This window comes from Amycolatopsis bullii, assembly GCF_014654205.1.
GTDB lineage: Bacteria > Actinomycetota > Actinomycetes > Mycobacteriales > Pseudonocardiaceae > Amycolatopsis > Amycolatopsis plumensis.
Map to the genome: position 1 here is coordinate 12,382 of NZ_BNAW01000002.1, position 17,342 is coordinate 29,723.

The window sequence follows — 17,342 nt, forward strand, 5'->3', positions numbered from 1 at the left end:
AGTACGCGGGTATCTCAGCAGTCCACTTCGCCGGTGCCCGCGACCAGGGCTTCCGCGAGCGAACTGCGCACGTAGAGCACGTGACGTCCGGCACGATGCCGGTTGACCAGGCCCGCAGCCTGGAGTACGCCGAGGTGCTGCGACACCGCGCCGGCGCTCAGCCCGGTCCGGCGGGCCAGTTCGGCGGTCGACGCCGGGGCGGCCAGTTCGGCCAGCAGCATCGCGCGGCCGCGGCCCACCACGGCGGCCAGCGCGCCGGGTGCGGTGGCCGTGCCGGTCTCCCACAGCGTGGCGATCCCGCGCGGCGGGTAGCGCAGCACCGGCTGCCAGCGCGCGTCGGTCTTCGAGAACACCCGCGGCCAGACGAACGCCGAGGGCACCAGCACGAGACCGCGCCCGTCGAGCGGGACGGCGGCGTGCAGGTGCCGGTGCGCCACCGTGAGCGTGCCGCCCCGCCAGCGGACCAGCGGGGTGAGGTCGTTGAACAGCTCGGCGGCCCCGCCCTGGGCCAGCAGCCGGGACCGGTACAGCACGTCGGCTTCGAGCAGGGCGCGGATCCGCGGCCAGTCGGGGGCCAGCACGAGCTGCCAGTACCGCTCCATCAGCGTCGCGAGCCGCTCCAGTCCCGCCTCCGGCTCGCGGTGGAACCGGTTCAGCGCGGGCGAACGCGGCCCGCTCATCGCGTCCAGTTCGCGCCGGACCAGGCGGGCGGGCACGTCCCGCAGGTCGGCCAGCTCGTCGGCCAGTTCGGGCAGCGGCGTCGACGGCGTCCCGGCCAGGAACCCGGGCAGGTGCCGCGGCGGGACGAGCTCGCGCAGCAGCCCGATGTCCAGGCCGGCCTCGTCGAGCGCCGCGGTGGCGCGCTTGATCCACGGCAGGTGCAGGGCGTGCTGCCCCGGGGCGTTGAGGACGCGGACGCTGGCGACGATCTCCCAGGCCGGGGAGAACGCGAACCGGGTGTGCGCCAGGTCCTCTGTGGAGAATGCCAGGTCGAGCAACGCTGCCTCCTGCCGGCGGGATCCGGCGCAGTCTAGGACGCTCCCGTGTGGACAGTCGAGCGGGTCCCGGAGAGCCCTTGCGGGAAGGCGAAAACCCCGTCCGGGTCGTACTTCCGGGCGATCGCGCGCAGCCGCGGCAGGTTCACCCCGTAGTACGCCTGCGCCCAGTCCGGCAGGTCCGGGTCGAGGTAGTTGACGTACCCGGTGGTGCCGAACTCCGGCCCCAGCCCGTCGCGCACGGCGGCCAGCGCGCGCCGGGCCCCGGCTTCGCCGCCGTCCTCGGGCGCGGCGTCGTGCAGGAACTGGAAACTCGCCAGCGCGGACCGGTGCGGGAACGCCGTTTCGCGGGCGCCGACGCGGGCGATCGCGCCGCCGGCGGAGTCGATCAGCGTGGTGACGCCCGGGTCGCGGGTCACCACCTCGGTCACCGCCGCCGGGTCGGCGGCCGGCCGCGTCAGCATGCGCGAGGTGCCGGTGTAGGCCTCGCGAAGCCCCGGCCGGGAGTCCCGGACGTCGAAGGAGCGCACCGCGCTCAGGTGGTCCAGCTCCCGGGTCCGCCGGGCGGACGGCCGGGTGCCGATCCGGCGGACGAGGTCGTCCAGCAGGCCGGCCAGCCGGGTTTCGCGACCGGCGAAGGTCCCGGCGAGCGCGGTGCGGCCGGGCGCGAACTCGATGCCGGACCACAGCTCGTCCGGCATCCCGGGCAGCCAGTCCTGCCAGGCGCCGAACAACGCGGCCCGCGCGGCGGCCGGGAACTCCAGCGAGTAGGTGGCGAGGTCGGTGGCCGGGACGGTCCGGAAGGTGAACGCGGTGACGATCCCGAAGTTCCCGCCGCCCCCGCCGCGCAGCGCCCAGAACAGATCCGGTTCCGCCGTCGCCGAAACCGTGCGCACCCGGCTGTCGGCGGTGACGATCCGCGCCGCTTCGAGGTGGTCGCACGTCAGCCCGTACTTGCGGTCGACCACGCCGATTCCGCCGCCGAGGGCGAGTCCGGCGATGCCCACGGCTCCGCAGAGGCCCGCGGGCAGGACGCGGCCGGCGGCGGCCAGCGCCGCCGCGACCGGTCCCAGCCGGGTCCCGCCGCCGAGCACGGCCCGCCCGTCCGGGCGCACCTCGATGCCGGAGAACCGGCCGAGGTCCACCACGATCCCGCCGTCCACAGTGGAATAGCCGGGGTAGCTGTGCCCGCCGCCGCGGGCGGCGACCGGCAAGCCGTGCCGGGCCGCGAAGCCGACGGCGGCCTGGACGTCCTCGACGCGCATCGCGCCGACGACGGCGGCCGGTCTCCGGTCGTCGAACATCGTGAAGAAGCACCGCCGCGCGGTCGCGTAGCCCGGTTCGCCCGGCCGGAACAGGGGCCCGGTCAGCCGGCCGCGCAGCCGCTCCCAGTCGGCCGACGACGGGAACACCTGCCTGTTCATGCCGCTCCCGCCTGCCCGGGCCCCGGGGCATTCGGCTGGTCCCGGGGGCCTTGCCTTGCCGTGACCAGGGTAGCGGGTGTGTGATCGAGGACACATCCCGTACACCAGCCGTTCGCCGAGGAGTCGTCATGGCCGACAAACAAGCCAAGAACGCCGACACCGGGGCCGCCGTCGCTGTGGACGACCCCGCCAAGGTCCGCAACGTCGTGCTCGTCGGCCCGGCCGGGTCCGGGAAGACCACCCTCGCCGAAGCCCTGCTCGCCGCCTCCGGCACGGTGCCGCGGGCGGGCTCGGTGGTCGACGGCACGACGGTGTGCGACCACGACCCGGCGGCGGTCCGCCAGCAGCGCTCGGTCGGCCTCTCGGTCGCACCGGTGCTGCACCAGGGCCACAAGATCAACCTGATCGACACGCCCGGGTACGCGGACTTCGTCGGGGAGCTGCGGGCCGGGCTGCGGGCGGCCGACGCGGCGCTGTTCGTCGTCTCCGCCGCCGAGGGCGTCGACGCGGCGACGGTCGCGGTGTGGGAGGAGTGCGCCGCGGTCGGGATGCCGCGCGCGGTCGTCGTCTCCCGGCTCGACCACCACCGGGCCGACGCGACGGCCGAGATCGCCGCCTGCCAGGCCGCGTTCGGCGCCGGCGTGCTGCCGCTGTACCTCCCGGCGGGCGACGGCCTGGTCGGGCTGATCACCCAGCGGTACTTCGACTACTCCGGCGGGTACCCGCCGACGGTCGGCGAGCCCGCCGCCGCCGAGCTGGCGCGGATGGCCGAGGCACGCAACGAGCTGATCGAAGGGATCATCGCCGAGAGCGAGGACGAGTCCTTGATGGACCGTTACCTCGCCGGCGAGGAAATCCCGGAAGCCACCCTCATCGCCGACCTGGAGACCGCGGTCGCCCGCGGGTCCTTCCACCCGGTCATCCCGGTGTGCTCGACCAGCGGGATCGGCCTGGCCGAGGTGCTCGACGGCATCGTCCGCGCGTTCCCCTCCCCGCTGGAGCACCGGCCCCCCGCGGTCACCACGCCGGACGGCGGCGAGCACGCCGCGATCACCGCCGACCCCGCGGGCCCCCTCGCCGCGGAGGTCGTCCGGACGGCGGTGGACTCCTACGTCGGCCGGGTGTCCCTCGTCCGGGTGTTTTCCGGGACGCTGCGGCCCGAACGTCCGGTGCACGTGTCCGGGCACGGCCTCGCCGAGCGCGGTCACGAGGACCACGACGCCGACGAGCGCGTCGCGCACCTCTATTCCCCGCTCGGCTCTTCCTTGCGGGAAGTGCCCTTCTGCGTCGCGGGCGACCTCTGCGCGCTGACGAAGGTCGGCTCGGCCGAGACCGGCGACACCGTCTCCTCCCCCGACGACCCGCTGCTCATGGAGCCCTGGGCGATGCCGGAACCGCTGTTGCCGGTGGCGGTCGTCGCGAAGACCCGCAGCGACGAGGACACGTTGGCCCGCAACCTTTCCCGGCTCGTCGCCGGCGACCCGACGCTGCGCCTGGACCGCAACGCCGAGACCGGCCAGCTGGTGCTGTGGTGCATGGGCGAGGCCCACGCCGACGTCGTGCTCTCGCGGCTGCGCGCGGGCGGCGCCGACGTCGACACCGAACCGGTGAAGATCAGCCTGCGCTCGACGTTCAGCAAGCCGGCCAAGGGCCACGGGCGGCACGTGAAGCAGTCCGGCGGGCACGGCCAGTTCGCCGTCTGCGACATCGAGGTCGAACCGCTGCCGCGCGGCGGCGGGTTCCAGTTCGTGGACAAGGTCGTCGGCGGCGCGGTGCCGCACCAGTTCATCCCCAGCGTGGAGAAGGGCGTGCGGGCCCAGCTGGCGCGCGGCCTCGCCGACGGCCACCCGGTGGTCGACGTCAAGGTCACCCTGGTCGACGGCAAGGCGCACAGCGTCGACTCCTCGGACGCGGCGTTCCAGACGGCGGGCGCGCTGGCCCTGCGGGAGGCCGCGGCGAACGGCCACCTCACGATGCTGGAGCCCCTGGAGGAAGTGGCGATCCGGCTGCCGGACGAGCACCTGGGCACCGTGCTGGGCGACCTCTCGTCCCGCCGCGGCCGTGTCCTGGGCACCGAGGCGGGCGAGGGTGGCCGGACGGTGATCCGCGCGGAGGTCCCCGCCACGGAACTGGTCCGCTACCTGATCGACCTGCGTTCGATGACCTCGGGCACGGCCACGTTCACCCGCCGCCACGCCCGGTTCGAGCCGATGCCGGAAGGAATGGCCGTCCACTGACCCGCTCGTGAGTGGTAAGGCGGGTTGGAACTCTCCTTACCACTCACGACCGCGTCGGGTCAGAAGTCGAAGCCGCCGGGGCGGTCGTTGCGGTCGGCGAGCAGGCCCGCGAGGGTGGCCAGGGCGATCTCCGGCGGGGTGCGGGAGCCGATGTTCAGCCCGACCGGGCGGTGCACGCGGGCGATGTCGGCCTCCGGCACGCCGAGGCCCTGCAGCGCCGCCACGTGCGGACCGGGGTGACGCGGGTTGCCGAGCACGCCCACCCACCGCGGGTTCCCCTCGAGCGCGGCCTTCAGCACCGGCCCCAGCTCGGGCCGGTGGTGGTCGGTGACGACCACGTCCGCGGACGCGTCGAGCGGCGGCAGCACGGTGTCCGCCTCGAAGCCCTCGGGCACGTCGGTGACGCGGGCGGGATCGGCCTCGTAGAGCGCGACGTGGTAACCGAGGTCCTTCGCGAACTTCAGCAGGAACCGGGAAACCGGCGACGCGAACACCGCCACCAGGGTCCGCACTCCCGGGTCGGCCGGAGCCGTGCCGTGCGCGACGTCGCAGGTCTCACTCATGCCGCCCAGTGTGTCAGCCGCCGGCCTGCTCGCCCACCGTCACGCGGAACTGCCACACGTCCGTCCTGCCCTTCACCAGCACCAGATACCCGTCGCTGATCCGCAGCACGACCCGCTTCTGCGGCGACGACGGCCGCGGCGGCCGGTGCTGCTTGGCCAGCAGGAACGCCTCGCCGAACGCGGTGTCGCGGTCCGGGTACCCCGCCGCGTCGGCGACGCCCCAGCCGCGCCCGTCTCCCGCGCCGCCCTGCTCTTCGATGACCACCCACCACGTACTCATGCCGGTCCGACGCGGCGAAGCCCGCGGCGGTTCAGATCTCTTCGAGCACGCTCAGCCGGAAGTGGAACGTCGACGTCCGGCCCTCGACGATCACCACGTACCCGCCCGGGCCCCGCAGCACCTTCCGCGACTTCGGCGACCACGGGTAGGCCGGCTCGTACTCACGCGCCAGCCGCAGCGCCTCCGCTTCGGCGGTCTCCTGGTCGGTGAAGGAGTACCGCTCCGACATCGTCCAGTTCCGCTCCGAGGTGCGCTGCTCCTCGACGACCACCCACCAGGTCATGCCGGTTCCGCCACGGTCTCGCCGAGCGTCACGCGGAAGTGGAACGTCTGCGTCCGGCCGGTCGCGATCACCAGGTACCCGTCGCCCACCCGCAGCACCTTCCGCTCCTTCACCGCCGACGGGTGCACGGGCTCGTGCGAGAACGCCAGCCGCCGCGCCACCTCGTCGGCGTGCTCGCGATCCGCTCCGGCCGGCTTCGTCTTGGTGACGTTCCAGGCGCGCGCGTCCCCGCCGCCGCGCTGTTCCTCGACGACCACCCACCACATGTCAGACCTCCGGCTCCGCGAACTCGAAGTACTCCGGCAACGGCGCGGTCCCCGCGAGGCGGAAGTACCGCACCTTCCGGCGCCGCCGCAGCCGCAGCGTGTCGCGGACGGCGTCGTTGTGGACGCGGCGGGCGATCACCACGCGGTGCTCGGCGTCGGTCAGCTCCTCGGCCAGCTCGGCCGGCAGGCACGCCCGGTCGACCCGGCCCAGCTCCAGCGTCAGCTCGTTCTCCGCCGCTTCGCGCTCGCCCCGCGGTGCCGCCTCGGCGCGCTCCGCACAGGTCCGCAGGCCGGGAGAGCCCAGCACCGAAGCCACCGCGCGCGCCACCACCGCCCGGCGCGCCAACGCCGACTCCAGCGCGGCCCACCCGGCGTCCGTGCGGACGTGCAGCCGGTCGAGCCGGTTCGCCGTCGCGACCAGGAAGAGCCCGCCGAGCACCACCACCAGAGCGAGCAGCGGCAGCAGCCAGCCGAGCACGCTCACCGGGCGAGCTCCCGCTCCGGCGCCGCGACCCGCCGCGGGTCGGCGGCGACGGCCGTCTCGTAGACGCGCAGCACCTGCGTGGCCACCACCGACCAGTCGTACATCGTGACGCGCTCCCCCGCCGCCGCGGCCAGCGACACCCGCTGTGCCGGGTCGCCGAGGAGTTCGCGCAGCCCGTCCGCGAGCGCGGCCGGGTCACCGGTCTCGACGAGCAGGCCGGCGCGGCCGTCGTCGAGCACCCGCCGGAACGAGTCGAGCCCGCTGGCCAGCACCGGGGTCCCGGCCGCCATCGCCTCGGTGAGGATCATGCCGAAGCTCTCGCCGCCGGTGTTGGGCGCGCAGTAGACGTCGACGCTGCGCAACGCCCGGGCCTTCGTGGCGTCGTCGACCTGGCCCAGCAGCTCCAGGTGCGGGGCCAGCTCCGGCCCGGCGTCGCGGCGCAGCTGCTCTTCGTCGCCGCGCCCGACCACGACCAGCCGCAGGTCCTCGAACTCCGGCAGAATCATCCGCAGCGCCTCGAGCAGCACACCCATGCCTTTGCGCGGCTCGCCGAACCGGCCGACGAACCCGACCGTGCCCCCGGCCCGCGGGTAGCCCGGCAGGGGCAGTGCCGAAGAGAAGAACTCGACGTCGACGCCGTTGGGGATCTCCACGGCGTCCCCGCCCGCGTGCTCGACCTGGACGCGGCGGGCCAGCGCGGACACGGCGATCCGCGCGGTGATCTTCTCCAGCAGCGGCCGCAGCACGGGCTGGAACGCCGAGAGGGTGCGCGAGCGCGTGGTCGCGGTGTGGAACGTCGCGACGATCGGGCCGTCGGCGATGAGCAGCGCCAGCAGCGACAGGCTCGGCGCGGCGGGTTCGTGCAGGTGCAGGACGTCGAAGTCGCCTTCGCGGATCCAGCGCCGCACCCGCGCGTAGGACACCGGGCCGAACTGCAGCCGCGCGACCGAGCCGTTGTACGGGATCCCCAGCGCCTTCCCGGCCGGGTGCACGAACTCCGGCAGCTCCGCGTCCTCGTCGGCGGGCGCCAGCACCGACACCTGGTGCCCGCGCGCGAGCAGCGCCTTCGTCAGGTCGATCACGTGCCCCTGGACCCCGCCGGGCACGTCGAAGGAGTAGGGGCACACGATCCCGACCCGCATCGGCCGCGTGGCCACCGCTCAGCTCGCTTCTTCGAGGCTTGCCTGCTCGGCGGCCTCGAGGTCGGCGGGCCAGAACTTCTGCACCATGTGCCAGTCGGCCGGGTGCGCGGCGATGTCGCCGGCGAAGATGTCCGCCAGTGCCTGGGTCGCGGCCGGGACCTCGGCCCGCGCGGTGACCCGGATCCGCGGGTGCAGCCGGATCTGCCAGCCGTCCTCGGTGAACCAGCAGCCGGCCGGGATCAGCGCCGCGCCGGTCGTCGCCGCCAGCCGCGCCGGGCCACCGGGGAAGCGGGCCTTCTCGCCGAAGAACTTCACCGGGATGCCGCTGGTGGTCAGGTCGCGGTCGCCGACCAGGCAGACGGCCTTGTTTTCGCGCAGGCGCTTCAGCAGCACGCGCATCGCCGAGCTGTCGCCGGTGAGCGGCACGATCTCGAAGCCGAGCGACTCCCGGTACTCGGCGAACCGGCGGTAGAGCGACTCCGGCTTCAGCCGTTCCGCCACGGTCGTGAAGCCGCCGAGGTAGTCGGCCAGCCAGACACCGGCGACGTCCCAGTTGCCGCTGTGCGGCAGCGCCATCACCGCGCCGTTGCCCTCGGCCAGCGCCGCGTCCAGGTTTTCCACCCCGGTGATCGACGCCGCGACCTTGGCGCTGACCTCCTTGTGGTCCATCGAGGGCAGCCGGAACGTCTCGTGCCAGTACCGGGCGTACGAGCGCATCGCGCGCCGCGTCAGCTCGTCGAGCTCGACCGGGTCGGCCTGCGGCACCACGCGGGCGAGGTTCGCGCGCAGCTGCCGCACTCCCCCGCCGTCGTGGCGGACGGCGAGGTCCGCGCCGAGCGAGAAGACCGTGCCGCCGAACCCGGCGGGCAGCCAGCCGGCGAGCTTCCACCCGGCCGCGTAGCCGAAGGCGCTCAGCCGCTCTGACAGCTTGCTCATGCCCGTTGCTCCCCGGCGGCTTCGCGGGCCGCCTTCGCCACCGCAGCCGTCCGCTGGAGGAGCGTGATCACCGACAGGACCGCGAGCAGCCAGAGCGTCACGTCCACGGTGTACGGAATGCCGAAGCCGTGCAGGCCGGTGCCGACCAGCGCGATGATCAGCCGCTCGGCGCGCTCGACGAGCCCGCCGTCGACCGGCAGGCCGGAGGCGTCCGCGCGGGCCTTGACGTAGGAGATGACCTGGGCGAGCACCAGGCACAGCAGCGCCGCGGCGGCGGCCGGGTGGTTGTCGTCGACGACGAAGCACCACCACGCGATGGCGGCGAACAGGGCCCCGTCGACCAGCCTGTCGCAGGTGGCGTCGAGCACCGCGCCGAACGGGGTGCCGTAGCCGCGGGCGCGGGCCATGGCGCCGTCGAGCAGGTCGAGCATGGCGAAGCCCCACACCGTGAAGGTGCCCCACAGCAGGTGGTCGGTCGGGAAGAAGGCGAGCGCGCAGACGACCGCGCCGGCGGTGCCGAGCACGGTCATCACGTTGGGGGTCAGCCCGGCGCGAACCAGCGCCTGGCCGATCGGATCGGTGACGCGGGAGACGGAGGCACGCGCGAAGATATTGAGCATCGGTTCGTCGAGGCACCTGGCTACGAGGGTCGGGTGGGCGAATGCAGCCTATCCACCCACGTGCGCGGCCCCGACGCGCCGCCCCGGGTCAGCCCGATTTCGTGAGCTGGCCCTCGTGCTCCCGCGCCTCTTCGGCGGCCACCGCGGCAGCGCACTTCGGCGACAGTTGACGGCGGATCGCCGCGCTGATCTCCCCGAGCGCCGTCACCTGCTCCGGCGTCAGCGGGTCGAACAGGCTTTCGCGGACGGCCTCGACGTGCCCCGGCGCGGCCGCCTCGAGCGCGGCGAAGCCGGCGTCGGTCAGCACCGCCCAGGCACCGCGCTTGTCGGTCGGGCACGCCTCGCGCCGCACCCACCCGTTCGCCTCCAGTCGCGCGACGGCGTGCGAAAGGCGGCTGCGGGACGCCTGCCGCGCGTCGGCGAGCTCGCTCATCCGCAGCCGGCGGCCTTCGGCTTCGGAGAGCGCGACGAGGACTTCGTAATAGGTGTGCGGCATGCCCGAGTCGTGCTGCAGCTGGCCTTCGAGGTGCGCGCTGAGCATGCGAGTGGCCGCGTTGAACTCACGCCAGACACGCTGTTCGTGGTCGCTGAGCCATCGGGTTCCGGACATAACCCCATCATACTCTCGGTTGAACACTCAATCAGGAGTTTTCCCCGGTCGGACCAGGGTCCCTGACCACTCTGTTACCACCCGTCGGCGAGCAGGTCCCTCGTCTCCCCCAGCAGCTGCGGCAGCACCTTCGTCTGGCCGATGATCGGCATGAAGTTCGCGTCGCCGCCCCACCGCGGCACCAGGTGCTGATGCAGGTGCGCGGCGATCCCCGCGCCCGCGATGTGGCCCTGGTTCAGGCCGATGTTGAACCCGTGCGCGCCGGACACCGCGCGGATGACCTTCATCGCGTGCTGCGTGAATTCGGCGACCTCGCGCGTCTCCTCGACCGTCAGTTCGGTGTAGTCCGCGACGTGCCGGTACGGCACCACCATCAGGTGCCCCGGGTTGTACGGGTACAGGTTCAGCACCGCGAACACGAGGTCGCCGCGTGCGACGATCAGGCCGGTTTTGTCGTCCAGCGCGGGGATCCGGCAGAACGGGCAGCCGGGCTCGTCGTCGCCGTCCGGCTTGTCCTGGCCCTTGATGTAGGCCATCCGGTGCGGGGTCCAGAGGCGCTGGAAGGCGTCCTGGACCCCGATGCCCTGCTGCTCGACGAGCTCGGGACCCTCACTCACCGAACGATCGTCTCCAGCGCGTCGGCCGACGGCGACGCGTTCTCGCGGCGCGCGACCCACTCCGCGATCGCCGCCACCGCCTTCTCCACCGGCACGCCGTTGATCTGGCCGCCGTCGCGGAAGCGGAACGACACCGCGCCCGCCTCGACGTCCTTCGCGCCGGCCAGCAGCATGAACGGCACCTTCTGCGTGGTGTGCGTGCGGATCTTCTTCTGCATCCGGTCGTCGCTCGCGTCGACCTCGGCGCGGATCCCCTTGGCGCGCAACGCCTTCTCGACGTCCTGCAGGTACTCCACCTGGTCGGCGGTGATCGGGATGCCGACCACCTGCACCGGCGAGAGCCACGCCGGGAACGCACCCGCGTAGTGCTCGGTCAGCACACCGAAGAAGCGCTCGATCGAGCCGAACAGCGCGCGGTGGATCATCACCGGGCGCTGGCGCGAGCCGTCGGGCGCGGTGTACTCGAGCTCGAACCGCTTGTTCTGGTTGAAGTCCAGCTGGATGGTCGACATCTGCCAGGTGCGGCCGATGGCGTCCTTGGCCTGCACCGAGATCTTCGGGCCGTAGAAGGCCGCGCCGCCCGGGTCCGGGACGAGCTCGAGGCCGGAGTCGATCGCCGCCTGCCGCAGCGTCTCGGTGGCCTCCTCCCACTCCCAGTCCTCGCCGATGAACTTGTCGGAGTCCCCGCGGGTGGACAGCTCGAGGTAGAAGTCGGAAAGGCCGTAGTCGGCGAGCAGGTCGAGGACGAACTTGAGCAGCGACTTGAGCTCGCCCGGCATCTGCTCCTTGGTGCAGTAGATGTGCGAGTCGTCCATCGTCAGCCCGCGGACGCGGGTGAGGCCGTGCACCACGCCGGACTTCTCGTAGCGGTAGACGGTGCCGAACTCGAACAGCCGCAGCGGCAGCTCGCGGTAGGACCGCCCGCGCGAGCGGAAGATCAGGTTGTGCATCGGGCAGTTCATGGCCTTGAGGTAGTAGTTCTCCTCGTCGAACTGCACCGGCGGGAACATCGTGTCCGCGTAGTAGGGCAGGTGGCCGGAGGTGTGGAACAGCTCGCCCTTGCTGATGTGCGGGGTGTTCACGAACTCGTAGCCGGCCTCTTCGTGGCGGCGGCGCGAGTAGTTCTCCAGCTCGCGGCGGATGATCCCGCCCTTGGGGTGGAACACCGGCAGGCCGGAGCCGATCTCCTCGGGGAAGGAGAACAGGTCCAGCTCGGCGCCGAGCTTGCGGTGGTCGCGGCGCTCGGCCTCGGCGATCCGCTCGAGGTAGGCGTCCTGCGCCTCGGCCGACTCCCACGCCGTGCCGTAGATCCGCTGCAGCTGCGGGTTCTTCTCGCTCCCCCGCCAGTACGCGGCGGCGACGCGGGTGAGCCTGAACGCCGGGATGAACTTCGTCGTCGGCACGTGCGGGCCGCGGCAGAGGTCACTCCAGACACGTTCCTTGGTGCGCGGGTCGAGGTTGTCGTAAATGGTGAGTTCGCCCTCACCGACCTCCATCACCTCGGACGTGTCCACTGTGTCCTTTTCGGACTTCAAGTCGACGAGTTCGAGCTTGAACGGCTCGTCCGCCAGTTCCTTCTTGGCCTCGTCGACGGAGTCGAAAACGCGCCGCGAGAACTGCTGGGCGCCCTTCACGATCTGCTTCATGCGCTTTTCGAGCGCCTGCAGGTCCTCCGGGGTGAACGGCTTGTCGACGGCGAAGTCGTAGTAGAAACCGTCCTTGACCGGCGGGCCGATGCCGAGCTTGGCGTCCGGGAACTGCTGCTGCACGGCCTGGGCGAGCACGTGCGCGGCCGAATGGCGGATGACGCTGCGGCCGTCCTCGGTGTTCGCCGCGACCGGCTCGACCTCGGCCTCGGCTTCCGGCGCCCAGGCGAGGTCGCGCAGCTTCCCGTCGGCGTCGCGGACGACGACGATCGTGTCCGCGCCCTTGGTCGGCAGACCGGCTTCGCGGACCGCCGCGCCCGCCGTAGTGCCCGCCGGTACCACCACGCGGGAGGCGGCCACGGGGGAAACGGGGGGCGACTGGGACACGATCGGCTCCTCAAGCTGGAGTGACAGAGATGACGCCGTCGATGCTAGTCGTCGGTGTCTTCGCGCCTCACGCGCGTGGCGCGAACGCCGGACGGGCCGCCTCCGGCTCCGGAGGCGGCCCGTCCGAGCCGCGTCAGAGGGTCTCGACGACCTGGTCGAAGTCGAGCCGCGGCAGCCGATCGAACCAGGGGTTCTCGCCCGGCTTGCCGACGTTGACGATGACGAGCGAGCGCCACTTCTTGTCCGCGAAGAACTCGTCGTCGACGCCCTGGGCGTCGAAGCCGGTCATCGGGCCGGCGGCCAGCCCGGCGGCGCGGACGCCGATGATGAAGTAGCCGACCTGCAGCAGCGAGTTCAGCTTGGAGAACTCGACGCGGCCCTGCTCGTCGGCGAAGTTGTCCTTCACGTGCGGGGCGTGCGGGAACACCTGCGGGATGTTCTCGTGGAAGTCGACGTCCGCGGCGAGCACGACGGTCAGCGGCGCGGCTTCGGTCTTGTCCCGGTTGCCCGGGGCCATGTGCGGGAGCAGGCGGGCCTTCGCCTCGGCGGTCCGGAGCACCAGCGCGCGCAGCGGCTGGGTGTTCATCGACGTCGGGGCCCACTTGACGAGGTCGTAGATCGCGCGGACCTGCTCCTCGGTCACCGGCTCGGAGCTGAAACTGTTGGCCGTGCGGGCCTCGCGGAACAGCAGGTTCTGCACGTCCGCGGGGAGCTGGAGGGCCTCGGTCTGCTCGGCAAAGGTGGTCATGGGGCTGAGCTTCCTTCCGTTGGGTCGGTACCCCGTGCAACCCAGTTGAGCGTTGAACTATTTCGGGTTCAATCAGTTGCGCCGATCACAGCTGCGGGTGAGCTCGGGTCAGCCGATCGGGTCACGGTGGCCTCCTCGGGTGCCGGTAATCCGGGCGAACGGGGGCGTTCCGGATGGGCCGGGCGGAGCGGGTCTTCGCGGCGAACAGGGGTGCTGGGGCGGCCGGGCGGCTCGGGGACCTGGGGTGGTGGGTACGGCCGGTAGCGCGGTGCGACGTCGAGGAGGCGCGGGGCTCGTCGCTCGCAGCTGGGGTTCCCGGAGCTTCGGTGCCGCGGCCTTGCCGAGCGTGTGCAGCGGCCCCGCTGGGCGACTGGAGCGGCCCTGCCGGGCGGGTGCGGCGGCGCGAAGGGCGGCCCTCCGGCCCCCGGTGTCCAGTTTACCGGCGAGCACCGACAGTTCCGGGGCGTCCACGGCGTCCCTGGGTCCCGGTATCCCCATGTTCCGGAAACGGGCACGGCCGCCGGCTCCCCGTGGCGGGAGTCGGCGGCCGTGGTGCGCGGCGCGGCGAAGACGGGTCAGTAGGCGCCGTGCCCGCCCATCACCGCGCGGAGGGTCTTCCAGAGGATCACCAGGTCCAGGGCGAGCGACCAGTCCTCGACGTAGCGCAGGTCCAGGCGGATGCTCTCCGCCCAGGTGAGGTCGCTGCGCCCGCTGACCTGCCAGAGGCCCGTGAGGCCCGGCTTGACGAGCAGCCGGCGGCGGGCGTCCGGCGGGTACTGCTCGGTTTCCTCCGGCAGCGGCGGCCGCGGCCCCACGAGCGACATCTTGCCGGACAGGACGTTGAACAGCTGCGGCACCTCGTCGAGCGAATACCGGCGCAGGAAACCACCCACGCGGGTGATACGCGGGTCGCGCTTCATCTTGAAGAGCGGACCCGCGCCTTCGTTGTCCGCGGCGAGGGACTGCTTGATCGCGTCGGCGTTGGTGACCATCGTCCGGAACTTGAGCATGGTGAACGTCGCGCCGTCGCGGCCGACGCGGCGCTGGCGGTAGATCACCGGGCCGCGGTCGTTCAGCTTGATCGCGACGGCGATCACCAGCAGCAGCGGGGACAGCAGGGTGAGCAGCAGCGCGGAGCCGGCCCGGTCGACGATCTCCTTCACCACGCGGCGCCCGCCGGTGAACATCGGCGCGGTGACCCGCAGCAGGGGCATGCCGAGCACGCCGGTGACGTTGAGCCGGGGCCCGGCCACCTCCATCAGCACGGGCGCCACGACCATCTCCGCGCCGGTGCCCTCCATGTCCCAGGCCAGCCGCTGCAGCCGCTTCGGCGTCCAGTACTGGTCGGCGGTGATGGCCACGACCCGGTAGCCGCCGCGCCGGACGTGCCGGGACAGCTCCTCCAGCCGCCCGACCACCGGGACGCCGTCGATCTCGCCGCTGTCGCGGTCGGCGCCGTGGCCGCTGAACGTGCAGGCGGCCTCGACGCGCCAGCCGACGTGCACCTCGGAGCGGGTGCGGGCGATCAGGTCGGCGACGGTTTCCGGGCTGCCCGCCGCCATCACCGGCAGCAGGCAGAGTCCCTTGGCGCGCTTGCGGTGCAGCACCTGGCGCAGCAGGTAGCGCTGCGGGAAGGCGACCAGCGCGATGGCCGGGACGACGACGAACACCCAGACCTGGACCTCGAGCGCACCGAACAGCAGGCCGCCCAGCGCGACCAGGACGGCGGCGGTGAGGAAGCCGCGGCCGAGGGTGCGGTACTCCTCCGCGCCTTCGCCGAGCACGCGCGGGCTCCAGGCCCGGCTGGCGGGCAGCGAGACGAACACCGCGAGGATGGTGCCGAAGGCGTGCATGTCGTGCGGGGCAACGCGATCGATGACGAACGCGCTGATCGCGATCACCAGCAGCGTGATGAACACGTCGCTGCCGATGACCCAGGCTCTGTACCGCGCTTCCCAGGCCGCGGGCCACGCCTTGGCGGACGGACCGCCGGAGTCGCCGGGGTGGTCGTCCCGCTTGGCGGGACGCGGGATGGCCTGGAGGTCGATGTGCGGCGGTGGCTGGCTCACCGTGTACGAAGGCCGCACCGACTCTTCCATCTGACCTCCCGGGGACTGGATCGAATTGAGCCGCAGGCACGCAGCGTCACCGGAGATGACTTCGGAGAGTCACGGCATATCGGTGGTCGCGCAGAGCCCGCGGAGGCTTCACACGGCAAGTTATCGGCGACCCTCTCGGCAGTGTTACAAGGATTTCCAGCCACATGCTGCGTGAGATCCCCGCCAGAAAATGGCCGGAAGATAACAAGATGAGGACGATGCGTAATAGCGCGTATCCCCGTGAAAATTACGTTCCGTAGCGAACAGGGCGATACCCGCACCCGGGTGGACCAAGCTCGGCCGAACGGCCCAGCGGGGCCCTCCGGAATCTACTGTGGACACTACGGGTGTCCGGTGGTCCACAGTGGACCAGGCGGGAGCCGCCGGGCGCCGTCACCGGGATCCGGCCGCCACCGACAGTGACATCCATCGCTGCGTTGTCACGCGATCTCAGGCGCAGAGACGTGCCGAGGATCACATCGGACCTCCCACGGGGTGGCGTTCTACTGAAACCCGCCGCGGCGGCAGCGTTCGAAGGCAGGTTCGGCGAGCCCCGCGGCGGGGGCGCGAACCGCTCTTGCCAGCTGATACGGAGGATCCGAACGGATCGTTCACTCCGGTTTCCGGACTGGTGGGTCTCGCCGCGAAAACGCGGCCCGGCCTGGGGGCGCCGGCGGCGGTCACGAAAAAAGCCCCGTCCGCACTCCGGCGATCAGGGCTCTCTCACGGCTATCGGGTGGGCGATACTGGGATCGAACCAGTGACCTCTTCGGTGTGAACGAAGCGCTCTCCCGCTGAGCTAATCGCCCGCTAGCGGTGTTGAGGTGAACTTTAGCGTACGACTTTCAGGCGCCTGCAAACGGGTGGTCCTCACCGACCACACTCCGCTTACCGGCGGGTACGGAACGCACAACCCCGAGCTAGCCAGGGTTGTCCGGCCGGGGGGGCCGCCTGACACCACGTTCGACATCCGTGCGACGGTGCTATCGCCCGGCGACTAAACCGCGCAGTATGGAGGCGTGGGCCCCGCGGGGCGCGCCGGTCAGTTGCGCGCCGCGGGTGGTCACGGGTGGAGAAGGGGGCCGGAGAGCCCGGACGGGTGATCTGCGGCGCACCCGCGACGGATTCGGCCTCCTGATGCGTCCAAGCAGTGACGCCCTCGGCCGGGCCGGGCCGGGAAGGGAGACGAAGGGTAGGACGATGCGCAACGATCACGTGACGCTCCGCTCGACGGCGGTCTTCGACCTGCTGGCGCCGCGGACTCCCGCGGTTCCGGTCAAGGTGGAGCTGCGCTACGACACACGCGACCCGTACGCGGTCGTCGCCGCCTTCCGCACCGGACGCGCCGGCTGGGTCGAGTGGGTGTACGCCCGCGACCTCCTCGCGGACGGCCTCCTGGCCGACGCAGGCGACGGCGACGTCCGCATCCGCCCGTCGGTCGAGGACCCCGAAGCGGTGCTGATCGAGCTGAACTCGCCGTCCGGGCACGCCATGTTCGAGGCGTCCGCCCAGGAGCTGGCCGACTTCCTCGACCGCACGTACGACGTGGTCCTCCCGGGCAACGAGCACCTGTGGGTCGACGTCGACGACGCCCTCACCCACCTCATCCCCCACGATCTGGCCTGATGACGGCCGCGCAACGGCGGAGTGACACCCCGGTGTCGGCCCCGTTTTCGGGGTCCGATATGGTTTTCCCACACCACGGCGACGGGGACTCGGGTTCCCGGAGCTGCGGAATGCGGATGTAGCGCAGCTGGTAGCGCATCACCTTGCCAAGGTGAGGGTCGCGGGTTCGAATCCCGTCATCCGCTCGATAGGCTCTCGGGCCTAGTCACGGTGGAGTGGCCGAGAGGCGAGGCAACGGCCTGCAAAGCCGTGTACACGGGTTCGAATCCCGTCTCCACCTCGCGCGATTAGCTCAGCGGGAGAGCGCTTCCCTGACACGGAAGAGGTCACTGGTTCAATCCCAGTATCGCGCACTCGATAGCGGGAGAGCCCTGCTTGC

The 17,342-nt window shown here is 72.0% G+C and carries 17 protein-coding genes and 4 tRNA genes; 5 read left to right on the forward strand and 16 right to left on the reverse strand.

The features are described 5' to 3' along the window. Window positions 1–14 precede the first annotated feature (14 nt). Window positions 15–998 (reverse strand): ArsR/SmtB family transcription factor, encoded by a 984-nt coding sequence (locus tag IE317_RS02560; protein ID WP_191306402.1) that lies wholly within the window; start codon window positions 996–998, stop codon window positions 15–17. A 32-nt stretch (window positions 999–1,030) separates the two neighbouring features. Continuing rightward, on the reverse strand, window positions 1,031–2,419 hold the full coding sequence (locus IE317_RS02565) for an FAD-binding oxidoreductase (RefSeq protein ID WP_191306403.1): 1,389 nt from the start codon (window positions 2,417–2,419) through the stop codon (window positions 1,031–1,033). A gap of 128 nt (window positions 2,420–2,547) precedes the next feature. Here IE317_RS02565 and IE317_RS02570 point away from each other — a divergent pair, with 128 nt between their 5' ends. Beyond that, window positions 2,548–4,656: an elongation factor G-like protein EF-G2 gene (locus IE317_RS02570; protein WP_191306404.1), complete on the forward strand. Its 2,109-nt coding sequence runs from the start codon at window positions 2,548–2,550 to the stop codon at window positions 4,654–4,656. 59 nt (window positions 4,657–4,715) lie between these two features. Here the strand turns inward: IE317_RS02570 and IE317_RS02575 are convergent, their stop codons facing one another. The 14 genes from IE317_RS02575 to IE317_RS02640 all read right to left on the reverse strand — a co-directional run bounded on the left by IE317_RS02575 (window position 4,716) and on the right by IE317_RS02640 (window position 16,146). Further along, the gene (locus IE317_RS02575; RefSeq protein ID WP_191306405.1) at window positions 4,716–5,219 is read right to left on the reverse strand and encodes an XdhC family protein; all 504 of its coding nucleotides are present in this window, start codon (window positions 5,217–5,219) and stop codon (window positions 4,716–4,718) included. 13 nt (window positions 5,220–5,232) lie between these two features. Next, window positions 5,233–5,499 (reverse strand): hypothetical protein, encoded by a 267-nt coding sequence (locus IE317_RS02580; protein WP_191306406.1) that lies wholly within the window; start codon window positions 5,497–5,499, stop codon window positions 5,233–5,235. A gap of 31 nt (window positions 5,500–5,530) precedes the next feature. After that, window positions 5,531–5,782 carry a hypothetical protein gene (locus tag IE317_RS02585; protein ID WP_191306407.1) on the reverse strand — a complete coding sequence of 84 codons (252 nt, stop codon included), beginning with the start codon at window positions 5,780–5,782 and terminating at the stop codon, window positions 5,531–5,533. After that, window positions 5,779–6,048 carry a hypothetical protein gene (locus IE317_RS02590; protein ID WP_191306408.1) on the reverse strand — a complete coding sequence of 90 codons (270 nt, stop codon included), beginning with the start codon at window positions 6,046–6,048 and terminating at the stop codon, window positions 5,779–5,781. Before IE317_RS02590 ends, IE317_RS02585 begins: the two co-directional genes overlap by 4 nt. 1 nt (window position 6,049) lies before the next feature. Next, complete coding sequence (locus tag IE317_RS02595) at window positions 6,050–6,532, reverse strand: NUDIX hydrolase (RefSeq protein WP_191306409.1); 483 nt, start codon at window positions 6,530–6,532, stop codon at window positions 6,050–6,052. Beyond that, on the reverse strand, window positions 6,529–7,674 hold the full coding sequence (locus tag IE317_RS02600; RefSeq protein ID WP_191306788.1) for a glycosyltransferase family 4 protein: 1,146 nt from the start codon (window positions 7,672–7,674) through the stop codon (window positions 6,529–6,531). Before IE317_RS02600 ends, IE317_RS02595 begins: the two co-directional genes overlap by 4 nt. A gap of 18 nt (window positions 7,675–7,692) precedes the next feature. Further along, window positions 7,693–8,610 carry a phosphatidylinositol mannoside acyltransferase gene (locus IE317_RS02605; protein WP_191306410.1) on the reverse strand — a complete coding sequence of 306 codons (918 nt, stop codon included), beginning with the start codon at window positions 8,608–8,610 and terminating at the stop codon, window positions 7,693–7,695. Beyond that, entirely contained in the window at window positions 8,607–9,230 is a 624-nt protein-coding gene (gene pgsA / locus IE317_RS02610) for a phosphatidylinositol phosphate synthase (RefSeq protein ID WP_191306411.1), read from the reverse strand. Before pgsA ends, IE317_RS02605 begins: the two co-directional genes overlap by 4 nt. A gap of 88 nt (window positions 9,231–9,318) precedes the next feature. Further along, window positions 9,319–9,840 (reverse strand): MarR family winged helix-turn-helix transcriptional regulator, encoded by a 522-nt coding sequence (locus IE317_RS02615; RefSeq protein WP_191306412.1) that lies wholly within the window; start codon window positions 9,838–9,840, stop codon window positions 9,319–9,321. Between the two features lie 74 nt (window positions 9,841–9,914). After that, window positions 9,915–10,457 (reverse strand): HIT family protein, encoded by a 543-nt coding sequence (locus IE317_RS02620; protein ID WP_191306413.1) that lies wholly within the window; start codon window positions 10,455–10,457, stop codon window positions 9,915–9,917. After that, entirely contained in the window at window positions 10,454–12,490 is a 2,037-nt protein-coding gene (thrS, locus tag IE317_RS02625; RefSeq protein WP_191306414.1) for a threonine--tRNA ligase, read from the reverse strand. The genes IE317_RS02620 and thrS overlap by 4 nt, the downstream gene beginning before the upstream one ends. A 133-nt stretch (window positions 12,491–12,623) precedes the next feature. Then, window positions 12,624–13,238: a malonic semialdehyde reductase gene (locus IE317_RS02630; RefSeq protein WP_191306415.1), complete on the reverse strand. Its 615-nt coding sequence runs from the start codon at window positions 13,236–13,238 to the stop codon at window positions 12,624–12,626. Between the two features lie 575 nt (window positions 13,239–13,813). Further along, window positions 13,814–15,337 (reverse strand): sugar transferase, encoded by a 1,524-nt coding sequence (locus tag IE317_RS02635; protein WP_191306416.1) that lies wholly within the window; start codon window positions 15,335–15,337, stop codon window positions 13,814–13,816. Window positions 15,338–16,074: 737 nt separating this feature from the next. Next, a tRNA-Val gene (locus IE317_RS02640) sits at window positions 16,075–16,146 on the reverse strand. 391 nt (window positions 16,147–16,537) lie between these two features. Here IE317_RS02640 and IE317_RS02645 point away from each other — a divergent pair. From IE317_RS02645 to IE317_RS02660, 4 genes are all read left to right on the forward strand, one after another. Further along, entirely contained in the window at window positions 16,538–16,963 is a 426-nt protein-coding gene (locus tag IE317_RS02645) for an SsgA family sporulation/cell division regulator (RefSeq protein ID WP_013227152.1), read from the forward strand. A gap of 112 nt (window positions 16,964–17,075) precedes the next feature. After that, window positions 17,076–17,148 (forward strand) — tRNA-Gly (locus tag IE317_RS02650). Window positions 17,149–17,172: 24 nt separating this feature from the next. Then, window positions 17,173–17,243: transfer RNA gene (locus tag IE317_RS02655), tRNA-Cys, on the forward strand. A 1-nt stretch (window position 17,244) separates the two neighbouring features. Next, window positions 17,245–17,316, forward strand: a tRNA-Val gene (locus tag IE317_RS02660). Window positions 17,317–17,342: the final 26 nt, after the last annotated feature.